Source organism: Arthrobacter sp. 01L42, assembly GCF_056400005.1.
The window spans coordinates 325,788-341,482 of record NZ_JBFTSL010000001.1 but is presented as its reverse complement, the minus strand read 5'-3'; the positions used below and the strand labels follow the sequence as shown (position 1 = coordinate 341,482).

General features: G+C 63.6%; 12 protein-coding genes. 2 read left to right on the top strand and 10 right to left on the bottom strand.

The genetic code is table 11. The annotated features are described in order from the left end of the window. Nucleotides 1-231: 231 nt before the first annotated feature. On the top strand, nt 232-1,581 hold the full coding sequence (locus AC1DN2_RS01475) for an endonuclease/exonuclease/phosphatase family protein (protein ID WP_476848928.1): 1,350 nt from the start codon (nt 232-234) through the stop codon (nt 1,579-1,581). A 108-nt stretch (nt 1,582-1,689) separates the two neighbouring features. On the opposite strand, the gene AC1DN2_RS01470 is transcribed toward AC1DN2_RS01475, so the two are convergent. The 9 genes from AC1DN2_RS01470 to AC1DN2_RS01430 all read right to left on the bottom strand — a co-directional run bounded on the left by AC1DN2_RS01470 (nt 1,690) and on the right by AC1DN2_RS01430 (nt 13,461). Next, on the bottom strand, nt 1,690-3,036 hold the full coding sequence (locus tag AC1DN2_RS01470; RefSeq protein ID WP_476848927.1) for a glycosyltransferase: 1,347 nt from the start codon (nt 3,034-3,036) through the stop codon (nt 1,690-1,692). 181 nt (nt 3,037-3,217) lie between these two features. Beyond that, the gene (locus AC1DN2_RS01465) at nt 3,218-5,086 is read right to left on the bottom strand and encodes a glycosyltransferase (RefSeq protein WP_476848926.1); all 1,869 of its coding nucleotides are present in this window, start codon (nt 5,084-5,086) and stop codon (nt 3,218-3,220) included. A gap of 70 nt (nt 5,087-5,156) precedes the next feature. Next, complete coding sequence (gene wecC / locus AC1DN2_RS01460) at nt 5,157-6,437, bottom strand: UDP-N-acetyl-D-mannosamine dehydrogenase (protein ID WP_476848925.1); 1,281 nt, start codon at nt 6,435-6,437, stop codon at nt 5,157-5,159. After that, the gene (locus AC1DN2_RS01455; protein ID WP_476848924.1) at nt 6,418-8,325 is read right to left on the bottom strand and encodes a glycosyltransferase family protein; all 1,908 of its coding nucleotides are present in this window, start codon (nt 8,323-8,325) and stop codon (nt 6,418-6,420) included. Before AC1DN2_RS01455 ends, wecC begins: the two co-directional genes overlap by 20 nt. Next, nucleotides 8,325-9,212 carry an ABC transporter ATP-binding protein gene (locus tag AC1DN2_RS01450; protein WP_230010917.1) on the bottom strand — a complete coding sequence of 296 codons (888 nt, stop codon included), beginning with the start codon at nt 9,210-9,212 and terminating at the stop codon, nt 8,325-8,327. The genes AC1DN2_RS01455 and AC1DN2_RS01450 overlap by 1 nt, the downstream gene beginning before the upstream one ends. Beyond that, nucleotides 9,199-10,086, bottom strand: coding sequence for an ABC transporter permease (locus tag AC1DN2_RS01445; protein ID WP_476848923.1), 888 nt, complete (start codon nt 10,084-10,086; stop codon nt 9,199-9,201). The genes AC1DN2_RS01450 and AC1DN2_RS01445 overlap by 14 nt, the downstream gene beginning before the upstream one ends. Beyond that, nucleotides 10,086-11,834 (bottom strand): glycosyltransferase family 4 protein, encoded by a 1,749-nt coding sequence (locus AC1DN2_RS01440; RefSeq protein ID WP_476848922.1) that lies wholly within the window; start codon nt 11,832-11,834, stop codon nt 10,086-10,088. The genes AC1DN2_RS01445 and AC1DN2_RS01440 overlap by 1 nt, the downstream gene beginning before the upstream one ends. Then, complete coding sequence (locus AC1DN2_RS01435; RefSeq protein ID WP_476848921.1) at nt 11,831-13,084, bottom strand: glycosyltransferase family 4 protein; 1,254 nt, start codon at nt 13,082-13,084, stop codon at nt 11,831-11,833. Before AC1DN2_RS01435 ends, AC1DN2_RS01440 begins: the two co-directional genes overlap by 4 nt. A gap of 2 nt (nt 13,085-13,086) precedes the next feature. After that, nucleotides 13,087-13,461, bottom strand: a complete 375-nt coding sequence (locus AC1DN2_RS01430; RefSeq protein ID WP_476848920.1) for a hypothetical protein — start codon at nt 13,459-13,461, stop codon at nt 13,087-13,089. 546 nt (nt 13,462-14,007) lie between these two features. On the opposite strand from AC1DN2_RS01430, the gene AC1DN2_RS01425 reads away from it, so the two are divergent. Then, on the top strand, nt 14,008-14,508 hold the full coding sequence (locus tag AC1DN2_RS01425; protein WP_476848919.1) for a DUF3515 family protein: 501 nt from the start codon (nt 14,008-14,010) through the stop codon (nt 14,506-14,508). Between the two features lie 48 nt (nt 14,509-14,556). Here AC1DN2_RS01425 and AC1DN2_RS01420 read toward each other — a convergent pair whose 3' ends face one another. Beyond that, the gene (locus AC1DN2_RS01420) at nt 14,557-15,687 is read right to left on the bottom strand and encodes a D-alanine--D-alanine ligase family protein (RefSeq protein ID WP_476848918.1); all 1,131 of its coding nucleotides are present in this window, start codon (nt 15,685-15,687) and stop codon (nt 14,557-14,559) included. Nucleotides 15,688-15,695: the final 8 nt, after the last annotated feature.

Below are 15,695 nucleotides of genomic sequence, written 5' to 3'. Positions count from 1 at the left end.
ATCGCAGTTTTTCCGCAATATGGCCCGCGAGGGGCCAGAGAGCACTTATCATCCAAGAGCAGGGTGTGAGTAATTGAGGGCTAAATCACAGTATGGCCTTGCGCGTTGTGCTGATGGATTAGCGCATGCCAGACTATGGTGTCCCACAGCACCTTGCATCGCCTAAACACAGCATTTATTCGCACCGTCTCGTGCCTTTCTGGTGCCAACGTCCCATTGATAAGGTCTCGCATGCCAACAAACAGTCGCGGCTCAACGTTTCGTCTTCGTCCGCTCTCTATTCTGATCATGGCAATACTCCTCCTTCCTTTCGGCGCCCCCGGTGCAAATGCCGCCACTCCGGCCCCGTCTGGTCTCAAGTCGCCCGCTCAAACAAACACGTCCGTCTTCCTTTCCTGGAACGCTGTTAGCGGCGCGCCGAGATATCGTGTCCAGTACTCCGCCAAAGCCGACTTTTCGGACTCGACCTATAACCGGTACACAACCACTTCCACCGAGATGCGCGGACTTAAAAGCAACACCACCTATTACTTTCGGGTCAGGGTCATCTCTGCGGACGGCACTACGAATCTAAGTTCGTATTCTGCCCCCATAACCGCCAAAACAAAGGCTGCACTCGTGATAGCCCCCGCGGTCAATCCACTAACGGTTGCAAGCTACAACGTGAAGTGTGCCAACTGCTTCGCGGGAGCCGCCAATGAACTGACGTGGGCCGGCCGCCGGGCCGCCGTCGTCGCTAATATCAAGGCGCAGATGCCAGACGTGATGGGTGTACAGGAAGCTTCCCAGGGGTGGCTCAAGGATGACTCAAGGCCCGGTGGGGTCTCCCAATTTGAGGATCTCCAAGAGCGGCTCCAAGCGGCCGGCGCCAACTACCAGCTGGCCAATAACAAGCGCAATAACTGCGTGAAGGACACTACGCCCACTGCCTGCGTGTACGCCGATAAGGGCGCCTCGCAGGGCACGAAGCTTTTCTACAATGCTTCCAAGGTGTCCCTGATCAGCCAGGGTTCCCTGGCACTTCCGGTAATCCGGGCAACAGACAACCCCCGCTACTTGGCCTGGGGCATCTTCACCCAAAAGTCGACAAACAAGAAATTCTTTGTCGGCGACACGCACCTGGAGCCCGGCGGCGGAACTGATCTCCAGGACCTGCGTAAGAGGCAGACACAAGCCATCACAGCGGAAGTCAAGAAACGGAATCCCAGCAACTTCCCCGTGCTCTTGACCGGCGACTTGAACTCGCACAAATGGACAGCACCGACAAATGCCCCTTACGACGTCCTGACTGCAGCCGGATATATTGATCCGCTCGGCAACACATATGCCTCCGATCTGCCCAGCGGAACGGCGACAGCTGAGAAGACGGTGGCTGCGAACTACGACAGCTTCAACGCTTTCAACCGTCTCGCGAACGCGCGCAACTCATGGGGCAACGGCACCTACCTGGACTACATCTTCACGTCTAAGATGCGCGTGGTCGAGTGGCGCACCGTGGTCAATGTCGATTCGAGTGGGAACTTCATAGGAACCATTCCCTCTGATCACAACATGGTCAAAGCGACAGTACAGCTCCCCTAGGAGACAGTTCCCGCGCACGTAAATTGAGGACCCGTAGTTCTGTCCGGCTGGATTTCACCTACATCCAGCCGAACAGAACCACGGGTCCTCTGCCTTTTGCTCTTGACGCTACGAGGAGAGCGATCCCGCCGTCTGGTGCAGTTTGCGGTCAACGGCCTGCGACATCACACGGCCCCATTGGAGTGTCACGGAGCGGTCATCAAAGCGCTCAGCGGTCTCCCTGGCGGCCTGCCGCATGGCTTCCATTTCCACGCTCGAAAGTGATCCCTGCCGGGCGATCCGCTCGGCCAGCCCCTCGATATCCCCAGCCTCGACCAAATATCCATTGACACCATCAACAATGATGTCGGCCGGTCCGTAGGGCATGTCGTACGCGATCGGAATGCAGCCAACGCTCATCGCTTCCAGGAGCACCAGCGGGAGGCCTTCCATGCGGCTGGTCAGAAGCATGAACGAAGCCTGCGATAGCCGCTTCCTGGGCTCGCTGTCAAAGCCGCCAAGGTGGACACTCTGGCTCAGGCCAAGCTTGGAGATGAGTGTCTCCAGCTGTTTCCGGACCGGTCCTTGGCCATAGATGGTCAGGTCGAACGGCGCTCCGGCCAGGGCATTTGCCTTCCCAATTCCTCGTATGGCGTGGTCTATCCGCTTACGGTGCGTAAGGCCCGCCAGCATCACCCCGTGGTCCTGGGAGCGTCCGACCGAAGACGGCAGTTGTTCCGGTAGTTCGGTGCTGTTGGGCACCACGAATGTGTTGCCGGGCCCGAACGCCGCATCCACATCATCCTTCTGGCGCTCAGTCAGCAGCACGATCCCGTCATAGGTATCCAACCGCTCAAAGACATAACGGCGTACGGAGCTCAACTCGCCGTTCGGGGGTACCTGGCCGGATGCCATGTGCGAATTGTGGATAAGGTGCAGGGTCACCACATTGTCGCGGCGGAAACGCGTGATGAAATTCGCGGTGGTCTTACTGTCCACGATCATGAAGGTCTCCTGGGTGCCCACAACCATGTCCAGCCAGAGAAGGTACAGAGGCCACATCTTGTTCCAGCCTGCTACTGGCTCCCCGTTGTGGTCACAAAGGGTAATAAGCCGGCCGCCCTCCACACCCCGGTCGTTGATGTCGCGCTGATCCGAGACGAAAAGACTCCCGTCCGCACGGAAATAATCAATTTGAAGCGTTTTTTCCGCCGCGGCATCGAGGCGTATTCTCCGTCCGAGGGATCCCCGGGAAATTTCCGCAGTATGGGGTTCCTCGTCAGAGATTGGCGCGAAAGTTCCCACAAGGTTCTTGTCTCCGCGAGCCGCAGACACGTCCAGGTCCGGCAGGGCTGCCAGTTCTTCCCAGAGATTCCGCAGACGCATGCCCGGAACCAGTTCGCCCGCAACCTGCATCTCGCAGCGCAAGTCGTCGAGCCCGTTGTCGTATTCGAAGGTGAGGACGTCGACCGGCACTCCGGCTTCACGGACAAAGGCCCTCGAGCGTCGCAGAAGAGCGCTGGTCATCCCGCCGAAGTCCGCGGGTATCCCCCACGTGACAGCACAGTGATACCCCGACGGTAGTTCTATCGGCGAACGCAGCTGGTTATTTGTTGAAGACATTTGTGACTCGTATCTGTGGTTTTCAAGTATGAGGTCAGGCGAAGCTGATACTCATGTTGCCGTGCACTGTTGCATACACACGGGGAGCTGCTTTGACTTCCGCCAACGGCATCCGTGTCACCCTAGTAGCCTCGCCGATTCTCGTCTCAAGAAAGACGTCGGCCGTGCTGCCGCCCATGGCATTAAGAACGTCCGACTCGAACGGGAATCTGACGGCATACCTGCCGGATGCGTCTTTGCTAAAGCCTGTTGATGCAACGCGGAAGAATGCTTCACCAGGCCGGAGACGGAGCCTGCAGTAGAAGGCCGGGACGCGTGCCTGCCAAATCGGCTGTTGCAGGTGCAGTCTTAGGGTGGCGCGCACCTCCAGGCCACCACCCGCGCTGTACAAACACGCTGAGTCTTCTATCTCTACCGTGTGGTCGTTCCCTTTGGTTCGCTTGCCCTCAGCTGCATGATTCATGGCCTCCACCCATTGCCGCACGACATTCGCATCGGAGAAGTCGTCGGCCCTGGTTCGCGCAGCCTGGCGCATCTCCTGGACTTGCAACGGAGACATGTCGACGAACTCGGCTATGCAGCGTGCAAGTTCCTCGACGTTGCCATACTCCACAAGAAAACCATTGACGCCATTGGTGATGATAGAGGCGGGTCCGTACGGCAGGTCATAAGCAATAGGGATGCACCCGGCGGCCATGCTCTCCACAATTACCAGGCCAAATGCCTCGGAGGTGCTGGTCAGCAGCGAAAAGGACGCGTCTTTGAAATGAGTTTGGGCGTTCGTGACATGGCCCATCAGCTGAACATTTTCGGTTTCGCTGAGATCGGTGATCAGTTCTTCCAACCGGGACCGCTGGGACCCATCGCCGAAGATCTTTAACCCGACGGGGGCCGACAACGTGGTGTTCGCCAAGTGGATGGCCCTGACGGAATGGTCAACGCGTTTCCGGTGGCTGAGGGTCGCGGCGTGCATTCCAGTTCGTTCGCTGCGCGCGCTGTCAGCCTCCGGCGCAGCGGCAAGGGACCGTCCGTTCGGGATCACATACCAGTTACCGGCCTGTGCATACCTCCGGCGCACATCAACGGCCTGTTGCTCGGTGAGGAATATAACACCGTCGAAGCCTTCCAAGCGAGGGAACACTTCCTCAGCGGAGGCGGTAAGCTCCGAGGCGAAGCCTGCGGAGGGGTCTTCCAAGTGGTTCTCATGGACTTGATAGAGCACCACGGCGTGTTCACGCTGGTAACTCGCCATGAAGCGCGCCGTGTTCTTGTTGTCGACCACAAAGTACGCTTGCTCCCCCGCCAGCACGTAGTCGAGCCACGATCGATACAAACCCCAGGCCGATCCCCACTCCTGAAGCGGAAGGCCTGCAGCGTCACAAAGTGTTAGCGACCGGCCCCCGTGCACCCCCAGCAGCTTCGCATCGTGCCGATCCGATAAGAGGAGCGAGCCGTCCGGGCGAAAATGATCGACCTGCAACAGCGTCTTCCCGTCGTCCGCGTAGCGGGCCAGACGCTTATGAGGGCCCTCCAACTCGACAAGCTTCGCGGAAGGCTGGATAGCCAACGGAGAATACGAAGCAAATGTGCCCTCTTCGGATTCCGAGTCAAGCGCCGGCTGGGAGCCGATGAATTCAGCCATGGCTGGGAGGTCTTCCCAGAGATTCAGGATGCGTGTGCCTTCCGACAGGAAACCCCTGTCTGTCAACACTTCGCGGAGAACAGAATAGTCCCGGAAGTCGTCGAAAGTCAGGATGTCGACAGGAGCCCCACCCTCGGACGCGAAGGATCGTGAACGATGCAACATGGCGTTCGTTCGTCCCGCAAATTCCGACGGCAGGCTCCACGTCACCGCGAAATGCCTGCCGGCGGGAAGCAGCCTGGCAGTTGGATCAGAATTCAATTTGTCCCCATTTTCTTTATTGCACGCGAAACCTCTACCTGAACATCGAGTGTCAGTTTCGCCTGTTCCGTCAGCGCCAGAAACCGCGGGTATCGATGAGCCGCTTGCCTTCGAGGGTGCCGGGCTCGATGTCGCGGAATTTGTCGTGGTCCACCAGCAGCACCACTACCTGGGCAGCCTCAATGGCTTTGTCCGTTTCCACCAGCCGGATGTTCTCAATCACTGCGAGTTCCTGCGGCAGGTGATCCTTGTGCGGTGCTGCGACCAGAATCTCGGCATCCGGATGCTGTATGGCCACACGCCGGACGATCTCCACGGCCGGAGATTCCCGGACGTCGTCGATATTTGCTTTGAACGCCAGGCCCAGGCAGGCAATAGTCGGACGGCTGTCGTCGCCGACCGCCGTCCGGACCTGTTCCACAATGTAGCCAGGCTTGCCGTCGTTGACCTCGCGGGCGGTCCGGATCAGCCTCGAATTCCCGGGGTCGGCGGCCACGATGAACCAGGGGTCCACGGCGATGCAGTGGCCGCCAACGCCGGGGCCGGGCTGGAGGATGTTGACCCGGGGATGGTGGTTGGCCAAGCGGATGAGTTCCCACACATCGATGTCCAGGTTGTCGCTGATGACGGACAACTCGTTCGCGAAGGCAATGTTGACGTCGCGGTAGGCGTTCTCGACGAGCTTGGACATCTCCGCCGTTGCGGCGTCCGTGAGATGGATTTCGCCCTGGCAGAACACTGCGTACAGGGCGGCGGCGGCTTCCGCAGCCTCAGATGTAAGACCGCCCACCACCCGGTCGTTGGTCACCAGCTCGATCATGATCCGGCCCGGCAGCACCCTTTCGGGGCAGTGCGCCACCAAAAGCTTCGGCTTCCCGTCGTGGCCGTCCAGGCTGAGGTCCGGGCGCAGCCCAAGGATCAGCTCGGCGAGCCGGCGCGTGCTGCCGGGAGGCGACGTCGACTCCAGGATCACCAGTTCCCCGCCGCTCAGCTGCGGGGCGATAGCGCGGGCGGCGGCAGCAATGTAGGACATGTCGGCCGACTTGTCCGCCTTGAACGGGGTCGGCACGGCCACAATGTAGGCATCCGCGGCGGGCGTTTCGAGCTGGGCCCGGAGCCGCCCCTGGCTGACCGCGCCCGCGACGTGGACGCCCAAGTCAGGTTCCACGAAGGGCACGTCGCCGTTGTTGATGGCGGTCACGGTGCCCGGATTGACGTCGACGCCGATCACCTCGAGACCGTTGGTGGCCAGGATGGCCGCTGTGGGCAGCCCGATGTAACCAAGTCCGACGACGGCGACTGTCCTGATGGGTGCCTCGGTCTCGGCAGCCTTAGATGTCAACATGTTCATTTAACTTTCCATAGAATTTCAAGTCTCCGGACGCGAGCAGCTCTGCGTCCTCCACCTGCCAGGTGTGTCCGTCACCGGTGCGGACCTGGAAGTAGTTGAAGCGGTCCGCCGAGTAAATGATCCTACCGGCGGCATGGGCGGCACGGAGAAATCCTGTGTCCTCGCCGATGCTGACATGAAGGAAGGGGTGGTCCGTGAAAACTTCCCTGTGGGCCATGATGGTTGGCCCCATCACGAAGTCGGTGTACCGGTGTTCCCGGGCCGCGAACCGCAGGATCGCGGCGTTCGTCGTCTCAAGATGCATGTAGTGGGCCTGTTTCCCCACAACATCGGCGGCGGAGTAGGACAGGGCATGGAGCTGGTCACTCAGATAGTGCGGGCCGTAGTGGTCGTCGTCGTCCATCTTGGTGAGGACCTTCCCACTGGCCGCGGCGACGCACATGTTCAGGCACTCCCCCAGTGACACGTCCCGCGGTGCTTCGAGAAGCACGACGTTGCGGAGCCCGGACTCTTCTGACAGCTCCGCCAGGCGTTCGGCGGAGAGCTGGAAGCCGTGGGTGAGCAGCACCAGCTCCGGCTCCACGCCGCGCTGGCCGGCCAGGGTCCGGAAGACATGTTCCAGGTTTTGAGGCCGGATGGTCGGCAACAGAACGGACACTGACGGCCGCGACGCGCCCGCCGCGATTGCTGGCACGGCATAGTGCAAGACAGTGGCCGCCCGATGGGCGTACGTGTGATGCGACCAGATGGTGCGTTGGGCCAGGTGGGCCGTGCGGTCGTTCAGCTCCGGGTTGGAAACCAGCGCCCGGGTGAGGTGCTCCGCTTCCTTGCGGGTGGCGGCCACGGGCACGGCCGCGGGGGTGAAAAACTGTCCCATGGCCTGGCTGGGCGCGGTGATCACCGGTGTCCCGGACGCCGAGATTTCAAAGATGCGCCGGGCGCACATGCTGGGCGAGTCCACAACGGAATTGACGTTGAGGAAGACCTTGTAGGCCTTGTAGGCGGACAGCGTCTGCGCGTACGTCAGCGAACCGACCACGTGCGAGTCCAGCGGTGCCGGGAACTGGTACTCGGCGTTGCCGCCGAGCTGGCGGGAGAAGATTTCCAGCCCCGTCTTCATCCGGGTGGACGCGTCCAGCGCCCCGCCGAGCAGGAGGTCCATCTGGGCACGGCGTTCGGGATATTTGTGGGCAAAGTACATCCCGGCAAAGGCAACGTCCCGCTGGTGCCGGCCGTGTCCGGGCCGCACGGGGTTGTGGATGGCCGGCTGTGCCGCGAACGGGAGCACGGCGACGCGGTCATGCCCGAGATCCTCGGTGTACTGGGCTATGCGGCCGGAATCAGAGGTGAAGACGTGGTCAAACAGCCGGGCAGCGGGCAGGAAGTCGTCATAGTGCGGCGGGTCCTCCTTGTTCCAGAAAACGGTGGGAATCCCCTGGTCCCGGCACCACTGGACCAGCTCGCGGAACTCGCTGCTGGGCCCGCTGGGGCCGGTCAGCTTTCCGCGCCACAGGCCGCCGTTTCCCGCCCAGGCCGACTCGACGAACAGGAGGTCGACGGCGTCGGATGCAAGATCGCTGCGCCAGGTGTGGGGGTGCACGGCGCTGGTGGTCCACTCATAGCCGAAGGCCAGGGCGGAAAAGTCGTCCAGGATCACCGCGGCCCGGACGTCGGGCCGGGACGGTTGGTGCTGTGGAAGGGAGGCCGGAATCAGCGAGAGCCGGCGTTTGCGCCCCCGCCCCGTCCAGGCCGCTTCCACGCCCTGCACGTTGCGGGGCGCGGCGAAGCCCTGTTCGGTCCGCTCGCGGGACCGCCAGGTCTTGAACTGCGCCACACCGCCCCTGCGCAGATGCCACAGGCCTTTCCGGACCTCCCGGAGACCCGGCATCAGCCTCGGCTCCGGCGTGAGGACCGCCCACGGACCTCGGTTGCCACAAGATTCGCTTTGGCGTCGTCGAGAATCTTGGCGGCTGAGATGTTGTTGCCTTTGGACAGGTGACGGGTGAAGTCCTGATAGGCCTTGATGGCGATTTCCGGCTCATCGTCCATGATGAGATCGCCCTTGTCGAGCCAGATCACCCGTGTGCACATTGCCTTGATCGTGTCCAGGCTGTGGCTGACCAGGAAGACGCAGCCGGCCTGCTCGCGGAGCTCGTCCATCCGCAATTTACTGCGGTCACCAAACTGGGCATCACCGGTATTGAGCGCCTCATCCACCAGGAGAATCTCGGGATCGACGCTCGCGGCGATGGCAAACCGGAGGCGGGACGCCATGCCCGAAGAATAGGACTTCATCGGTAAGTGAATGGACTTCTCGAGTCCGGACAGTTCGACAATACTGTTGAACTTTTCGTCCACTTCGGCCCGGCTCATGCCCATGGCAAGGCACCCCAGGATGACGTTCTGGTCCCCCGACAGGTCTTGGACCAAGGCTGCGTTGACGCCGAGCATGATCGGCGTGCTGGAGGCATACACGGCCCCCGACGTCGGCTTGGATTGGCCGCTGATGATCTTCATCAGAGTGCTTTTCCCGGACCCGTTGCGGCCAATGATGCCGACGGATTCGCCGCGCTCCACCACCAGGGAGAGCTCGTTCAGGGCCTGCACGGTCACCATGTGCGGCTTATTGACGGCGCGGCGCAGGAACCGGGGCTTGGCGGTGTCGGCGTCCGTGTCCGAAGCAGCGGTTGAGGCGACGCGATAGCGCATCCGCACGCTGTCCACGACCACGCATGGATGTCCCTCGATGAAGATTTCCTTCTCACCCGCGTCCATAGGATTCCTCCCCCTTCCAGAAGTAGACAAGCCCAACAGCCAGCGCTCCCAGGGCCCAGGCCGCAAGGATTGCCCACGACTGCCACTGGGGAACCCGGGCATAGAGGACGCAATCCCGGATTATGTCAATGACGTTGAACAAGGGATTGAGCTTGATGGCGGCGAGCATTTGGGGATGCGTGACAAAACGCTCGTAGGTGTAGAAGATCGCGGATCCGTACATCCACGCCCGCAGGGCGAAGGGCAGCAGGTGCGTGACGTCGTGAACGCGGGAGATAACCCGGGCAAGGATGAGCCCCACCCCGAGGTTGAATAGCGACTGCAGGAGTATGGCCGGTACCACCAGTACCCACAGCCAGGTGATGTTCTCGGCTGGAGGCAGCACCACCACGATCAGGAGCATGGCGAGCATGAGGGGCACAGCCGAGAGCAGTTCGCGCACGTTGGCGCCGATGGGGAGCGCGGCGCGCGGGAAGTTAAATGCCTGAACAATCGACTTGTTGCTCCGGATCGAGCGTGCGCCGGAGGTGATGGCACCGGCACTGAACTGGAACACGAAGATTCCCACCACCAGGTAGCCCACGTAGTTCTCAACACCGCGGCTGGTCTTGAGCAACAACCCGAAAATCAGAAAGTAGGTCAGGCCGTTGAAAATGGGGTTCAGGAGCAGCCATGCGCTGCCCAGTCGATCTCGCCGCGTTCCGCTTTGCACCCGGGCGCGGGCATCGTAAAAAATGAACTGTCGGAAGTCCCAGAGCTGAACAAGATAGTCCAGGAAGTTGGGCCGCGAACCGACACGGGTCAGCCGCCGCATGTCCACGGAGAGGGGCTGAACAGCCACCGGCTCCGGGTCTATTGCACTATCTGCGGACACTACTCGATCTCCTCATGTTCATGGTGCAGCCCAGCGTAACGCGCGGCCAGCGCCTCGGCGTTGGCCGCCCAGGTCCTCTCGGCCAGGACTGCGGCCCGGCCCGCGCGCCCCATCGACGCCCGTCGGCTCGCGTCGAGCAACAGCGCCGAGATCGTGCGCGCAAGCTCGACCGGTGACGCGGCAGGGACCAGAAGCCCGTTGCCGCCGTCGTCTATTATCTCCCGAAGTGCGGGCAGGTCGCTTCCAACCACCGGCCGTGCACTCGCCAGCGCCTCGACCGGCTTGAGCGGGGTCACGGCACGGGTCACGTCCAGGTCCTTGCGCGGCACCACGAACAGGTCCAGGGCCTGATGATAAAGCGGGGTCTGATCCCGGGGCACCCTGCCCGTGAAGATCGCCCGCCCGGCCAGGCCGAGGCCCCGGACCTGCTCCCGCAGGGCGGGACCGGCCACGCCGTCCCCAACAATCAGCAGGCGCAGCTGCGGAAATTCCGGCGCCAGGAGCGCGAACGCGCTGACCAGGTCATCCAGGCCTTCATACGCCACCAGGCTGCTGACCGTGCCGATGTAGAGTCCGTCCCCGGGCAGGCCGAGTTCGCGGCGCGCGTCGGCGGCGTCCCCGGGCTGGTCGAGGAATGCCCCGCCCACGGCATTGGGAGCGATGACGATCTTCCCGCCCGGAATGCCCGCGGCCACAATATTGGCTTTCATCGCATGGCCCAGCGTCACCACCAAATCGGCGTCGCGCATGACTTCGGTTTCCCGGGCCTGGAATTGCGCGTACTTTTCGCTGTCCCGTGCCGCAGGTCCCCGCGTGGCGGCCCACGTGTCTGCCAGCTGGCCGCGGACCTCGTACACCCACGGGATGCCCAGGGCATCGGCCACGGCCCGGACCACCAATCCATTGACGAAGTGTGTGGTGGTGTGCAGAACGCTCGGCCTGAATTGCAGGGCCACCCGCAGTAATTCCTCAGCCTGTTGCTGCAGACGCGCGTCCATGGTGCGGGCCAGCCGCGACGGGAGGAGGCGCCGGTAACGGACGCCATCCACCACGTCGGTGGCCCGCGCCAGGAATTTGCCGACCTGAACGGGGTACCCGAGCCGCGTGACCGCCAGGACGCCCCAGCCCGCTTCCCGCTGGGCCACCATGATGGAGTGGGATCTCTGGGCGTAGCCGCTGGCGGTGTGGGGCAGTGAATTGGTGAGCAAATGCAGGACCCGGCCGGGAACCGGTTCGAAATCCTGCCGACGGAGCACCGGGGCTGCGCCGGCGTAGACCGCCGCCTCACCGGCGAGGCGTGCCTGCTGCCGCCGTCCTGCAGCGCCGGAGCCATTGAGGGCCTTGACGGCGCCGCTGAGGTCCCCGTCATGCCACAATCTGCGGGCCCGCGCAGACTTCAGGCCGCGAGCATTCCCTGCCTTGGCCAATAAGTCGTCCGATATCTCCAGCAGGCCGGCGGACAGGGCTATGTCCGCAAGGCGCCGGGCCGGTTCCCCCTGGGTGGGGCCATCCGCGGCCAGTTCGAGGCGGCGCTTGGCGTCGGCGTCGTTTCCGTTGCTGAGCGCGGCGAGGATGACGGGAGCCGCCACCGAGGTCCTCGGAAAGATGGTGGTGACAACCCGGCCGAAGGGGCGCACGACGGCGGGCAGACGGCGGGCAGCTTGCAGGTACAGGAGAACCGGGTCATCAACCAGGTGTTGGCTGATGACACTCGCGGCGAGCCGCGCATTCTTGAGGAGCTGGATCATTTGCTGGGAACGTCCGCCAGAAGCTCGGAGATGAGTTGCATGTAGCGGCTGGCGAGGTGGCCATATTCTGCGTTGGATTTAACCCACTGACGGCTGTCGCCGTTGCGGACCAGTCTGCTTCGGTCGGCTGCGAGCTCGCGCCACAGATCCGCCACAGCTTCCGGAGAACTGGCAACAATGTCCCCGGCTTCCGCGTCCATGACAATGCGGGCCGCTTCGCCGCGCACCACAGCAGTGATGTGGCGGCCGATGGCCAGAACTTCGTAGGTCTTGGACGGAACGGTGGTGTCGAAGGACTTCCAGTCGTCTCGAAGGGACACCAGGCAGGTGTCGGCCGACGCATAGCGCTCAAGCATGGCGTCCCCGGTCAGGGGTGCGTGAAACGTGACCGGGGCCTTCAGCTCCCGCGCCAGTTTCTCCAGCGCCGGCCGCTGAGTCCCGTGGCCCACCAAGTGCAGGTGCATGGAGTCCCCCACGAGGGCGCTTGCCCTGATGGCCACGTCCAGCCGCTGGCTCTCGCCGTGGTTCCCCAGGTACAAAGCTTCGAAGACGTCGCGGTCGAGTTCCGGCGGTCCCATGACGGGGATGGAGTCCAGGTGCACGCCGTTGCTGACGGTTGCTACGTTGCGGATGCCGCGCGCCCGAAGCGTCGCGGCGAATCCCTCGGTCACGGTGACCACGAGGTCGGCGCGGTGCTGGACAAAATCCACGACGCGTTCAACGACGCCTTTCACGCTGCCCTGGACCAGCCGGGCGTCGCGGGCCAGGTCCGGCCACGCATCCCGCATTTCCACGATCAGGGGCACGCCGCGGGCCTTGGCCAGGATGTAGCCGGCTGCCAGGGAGGGCAGCCCCGGCGCCGTGACAATGACGACGTCGGGCTTGCGGACCATGAAACCGGCCGGAACCGACAGGGCCGCGGAAAAGCACTGATCCAGCAAACGTGCCGCACGGGAGTTGCCGTGGCGGAGGTAAGGGACGCGGAGTATCTTCTCGGTAAACTGCCCTTTTTGCGGCTGGAAAGGCCTCCCGGCCATCTTGCGGGGCAGCGCCCGCCGGCCGAAAGGATAGTGCGCAACGGGTGTCACGACGTCGACGTCCCAGCCGGATGCCGAAAACTCCTTGATCATGGCGGTCCAGCGGCGCTGGGGAGGGCTCTGTTCCGGCCAGTAGGAGTGGGTCAGCAGGGTTATCCGCAGGCTCTCGGCCTGCGTCCCTTGTGGTGTGCGGTCAACGAATTCGTGGCGCATGTCTAGGGTGTTACTTTCCCGCCCTGGCGGGGACGGACCATGGTCTTCCCGCCGAGGAAACGGAAGTAGGCCAAACCCGCACCGAGCAGGATCAGGACTGTGATCAGCTGAATCCCCAGCGGGCTGCCGGTGGCTACCGCAACGGCGGCCTTGACTTCGGACTTCACCATGACGGGGGGCTCGCTGGGGGTGGCGATCACCGCAGGGGCCGTCGACGGCGCTGATGTCGGCGAAGGTGTGGGCGTCGGTGTTGCCGACGCTTCGGCGGTGGCCTCTTCCACCGGCGCGGGGTTGGCCGCGGGCGGTGCGAGGGCCGGTGCCAGCGCCGGGGGTGCGGTTACTCCGGGAACCGGCGCGGGATTTGCGGCGGTGGGCACGGTTACGGGGGCGGGAGCAGGCGCGGGCGCGGGTGCGGGTGCCGGGGCGGGTGCCGCGGGGACGGGAGCGGGCGCGGGCGCGGGTGCCGGTGGCGGTGCCGGTGCCGGTGCGGGCTCGGGAGCGGGGTCAGCAGGCTGCTCCGGGGCAGGGACGGGTTCAGGAGCAGGATCGGGAGCCGGAGCAGGAGGCGGCTCGGCCGGCGCTACTACTGGTGGGACCGGAAGACCTAGATCATCAGCGTGGGCAGGAACGGCCGTTCCCGCGATGGAGAGGGCCAGGAGCAGTGCTCCCAGCCCGACGCGTGCTGACTTCAGTTTTTGGCTGCGCGACGTCATCGACAGGCCCTCCCCCAGGTGCGAGATTGAATCAAGTTTGTGCGGTCGTGGCCATCACTAACGTCGTTGTCGGCAAAACCCCAGCGGTGCACGGTCCCCCCAGTCTACTTGACGGCAAGACAAGCTGTTCACCTCAGTGCCACCGGGCCATGATATAGGGCAGTCCGGGCCGTGACCATAGCGCCACGCGGACCGGGATAAGCTGGATCAATGCTCCCTTTCAGCCGTCTGGTTTCCGCGCGCCTGTCCTTCACTGTGGCGGCCGCCGCAGCCGGCCTGGCCTTGACCTCGTGTTCCCCGGTTGTCGACGTCACGCCTGCCAAGGATGCCGCGAACGCGGCCTGCGCGCCGATGATGCTGGCCCTGCCGGACGCGATCGGCGATGCCAAGCTGCGGAAGACCAACGCACAGGCCACTGCGGCCTGGGGCGATCCGTCCCAAGTGATTCTGCGCTGCGGCGTCAACGTTCCCGGACCCACGACCGACCGCTGTGTCAGCGTCAACGACGTCGACTGGGTCATCAAGGAAGGCGACCCCGTGTGGACGCTGACCACGTTCGGCCGCGAACCGGCCACGGAGATCCTGATGGACCCGGACAAGATCAGTTCGGCCACCGTGCTGGCGGACCTCTCCGCCGCCGCGCTGAAGATCCCGGCAACCCGGAAATGTGTGGGTCAAGAGGATCTGCAGAACCTCCCCACCAGCAAGTAGGCCCGGGCAGGCGCGTCCGCGCCCGCCCGGTTCCAGCACAGCGCGGTTCTAGCGCAGGCCGGTCTTGCGGTGCAGGGCCAGGTGGATCAGCTCGTCAATCAGGTCGGCGTAGCCCAGTCCTGAGGCCTTCCACATCTGCGGGTACATGCTCTTGGGCGTAAACCCGGGCATGGTGTTGATCTCGTTGATGATCAGTTCGCCATCAGGGGTGTAGAAGAAGTCAACCCGGCTCAGTCCCTCGCCTCCGACGGCGTCAAAGGCGACCGCGGCCAGTTCCCGGACACGGGTGATGGCTTCTTCGGGGAGGTCGGCCGGGCAACTGAGGGCTGCGGCGTCGTCCACATATTTGGCGTTGAAGTCATAGAATTCATGGCCGCCGCCCGCGACGGAGATCTCGCCCGGCATCGACGTCCGGGGAGCATCGGTCCCCCGGCCCTCCAGCACGGCACATTCGATCTCGCGGCCCGTGATGCCGGCCTCGATGACCAGCTTGGGGTCGTGCTCGCGGGCGATCTCTATGGCGGCGTCGAGGCCCTCGAGGGAGTCCACCTTGGAGATTCCCATGGAAGACCCTGCCCGGGCCGGCTTGACGAATACCGGGAAGCCGAGCTGGTCCACGCGCTTGCGGACGGTCTCGGGATCGTTGCGCCACTGGCGGTCAGTCACGGCGATGTAGGGTCCCACATGGAGCCCGGCCGATTCAAAGACCACCTTCATGAAGTGCTTGTCCATGCCGACGGCGGACGCAAGCACGCCCGCGCCCACGTAGCGGGTGTCGGACAGTTCCAGGAGGCCCTGGATGGTGCCGTCTTCGCCGAAGGGCCCGTGCAGCAGCGGGAAGACGACGTCGACGGCGCCAAGCTCCTGCGGGACGGTGTTCGGGGCTGCGACGATCAGCTGGTGCTCGCCGCCGATCTCGGCCAGGGTGACGGTCTGCGCCGAGGGGGCCACCTCGGGCAGCGAAGAGGCGGAGAGCGACCACTCGTCGGTTCCGTCGGACGCCAAAACCCACTGGCCGGTCTTGGCGATCCCGATCGGGATGACGTCGTATTTGTCCTTGTCGATGGCTCCCAGGACGCCGGCGGCTGTCACGCAGCTGACGGCGTGCTCGCTGGAGCGGCCGCCGAACAGCACCGCCACGCGGGGTTTGGACTGGACCGGACGGTCTTTTGTGGTCATGTTCCCTG

Excerpts from the sequence above, each read along its gene's own strand:
- AC1DN2_RS01455 (WP_476848924.1), bottom strand. The coding sequence starts at position 8,325 with ATGCCGGGTCTCCGGGAGGTCCGGAAAGGCCTGTGGCATCTGCGCAGG.
- AC1DN2_RS01420 (WP_476848918.1), bottom strand. The coding sequence starts at position 15,687 with ATGACCACAAAAGACCGTCCGGTCCAGTCCAAACCCCGCGTGGCGGTG.
- AC1DN2_RS01435 (WP_476848921.1), bottom strand. The coding sequence starts at position 13,084 with ATGCGCCACGAATTCGTTGACCGCACACCACAAGGGACGCAGGCCGAG.
- AC1DN2_RS01450 (WP_230010917.1), bottom strand. The coding sequence starts at position 9,212 with ATGGACGCGGGTGAGAAGGAAATCTTCATCGAGGGACATCCATGCGTG.
- AC1DN2_RS01440 (WP_476848922.1), bottom strand. The coding sequence starts at position 11,834 with ATGATCCAGCTCCTCAAGAATGCGCGGCTCGCCGCGAGTGTCATCAGC.
- wecC (WP_476848925.1), bottom strand. The coding sequence starts at position 6,437 with ATGAACATGTTGACATCTAAGGCTGCCGAGACCGAGGCACCCATCAGG.
- AC1DN2_RS01475 (WP_476848928.1), top strand. The coding sequence starts at position 232 with ATGCCAACAAACAGTCGCGGCTCAACGTTTCGTCTTCGTCCGCTCTCT.
- AC1DN2_RS01425 (WP_476848919.1), top strand. The coding sequence starts at position 14,008 with ATGCTCCCTTTCAGCCGTCTGGTTTCCGCGCGCCTGTCCTTCACTGTG.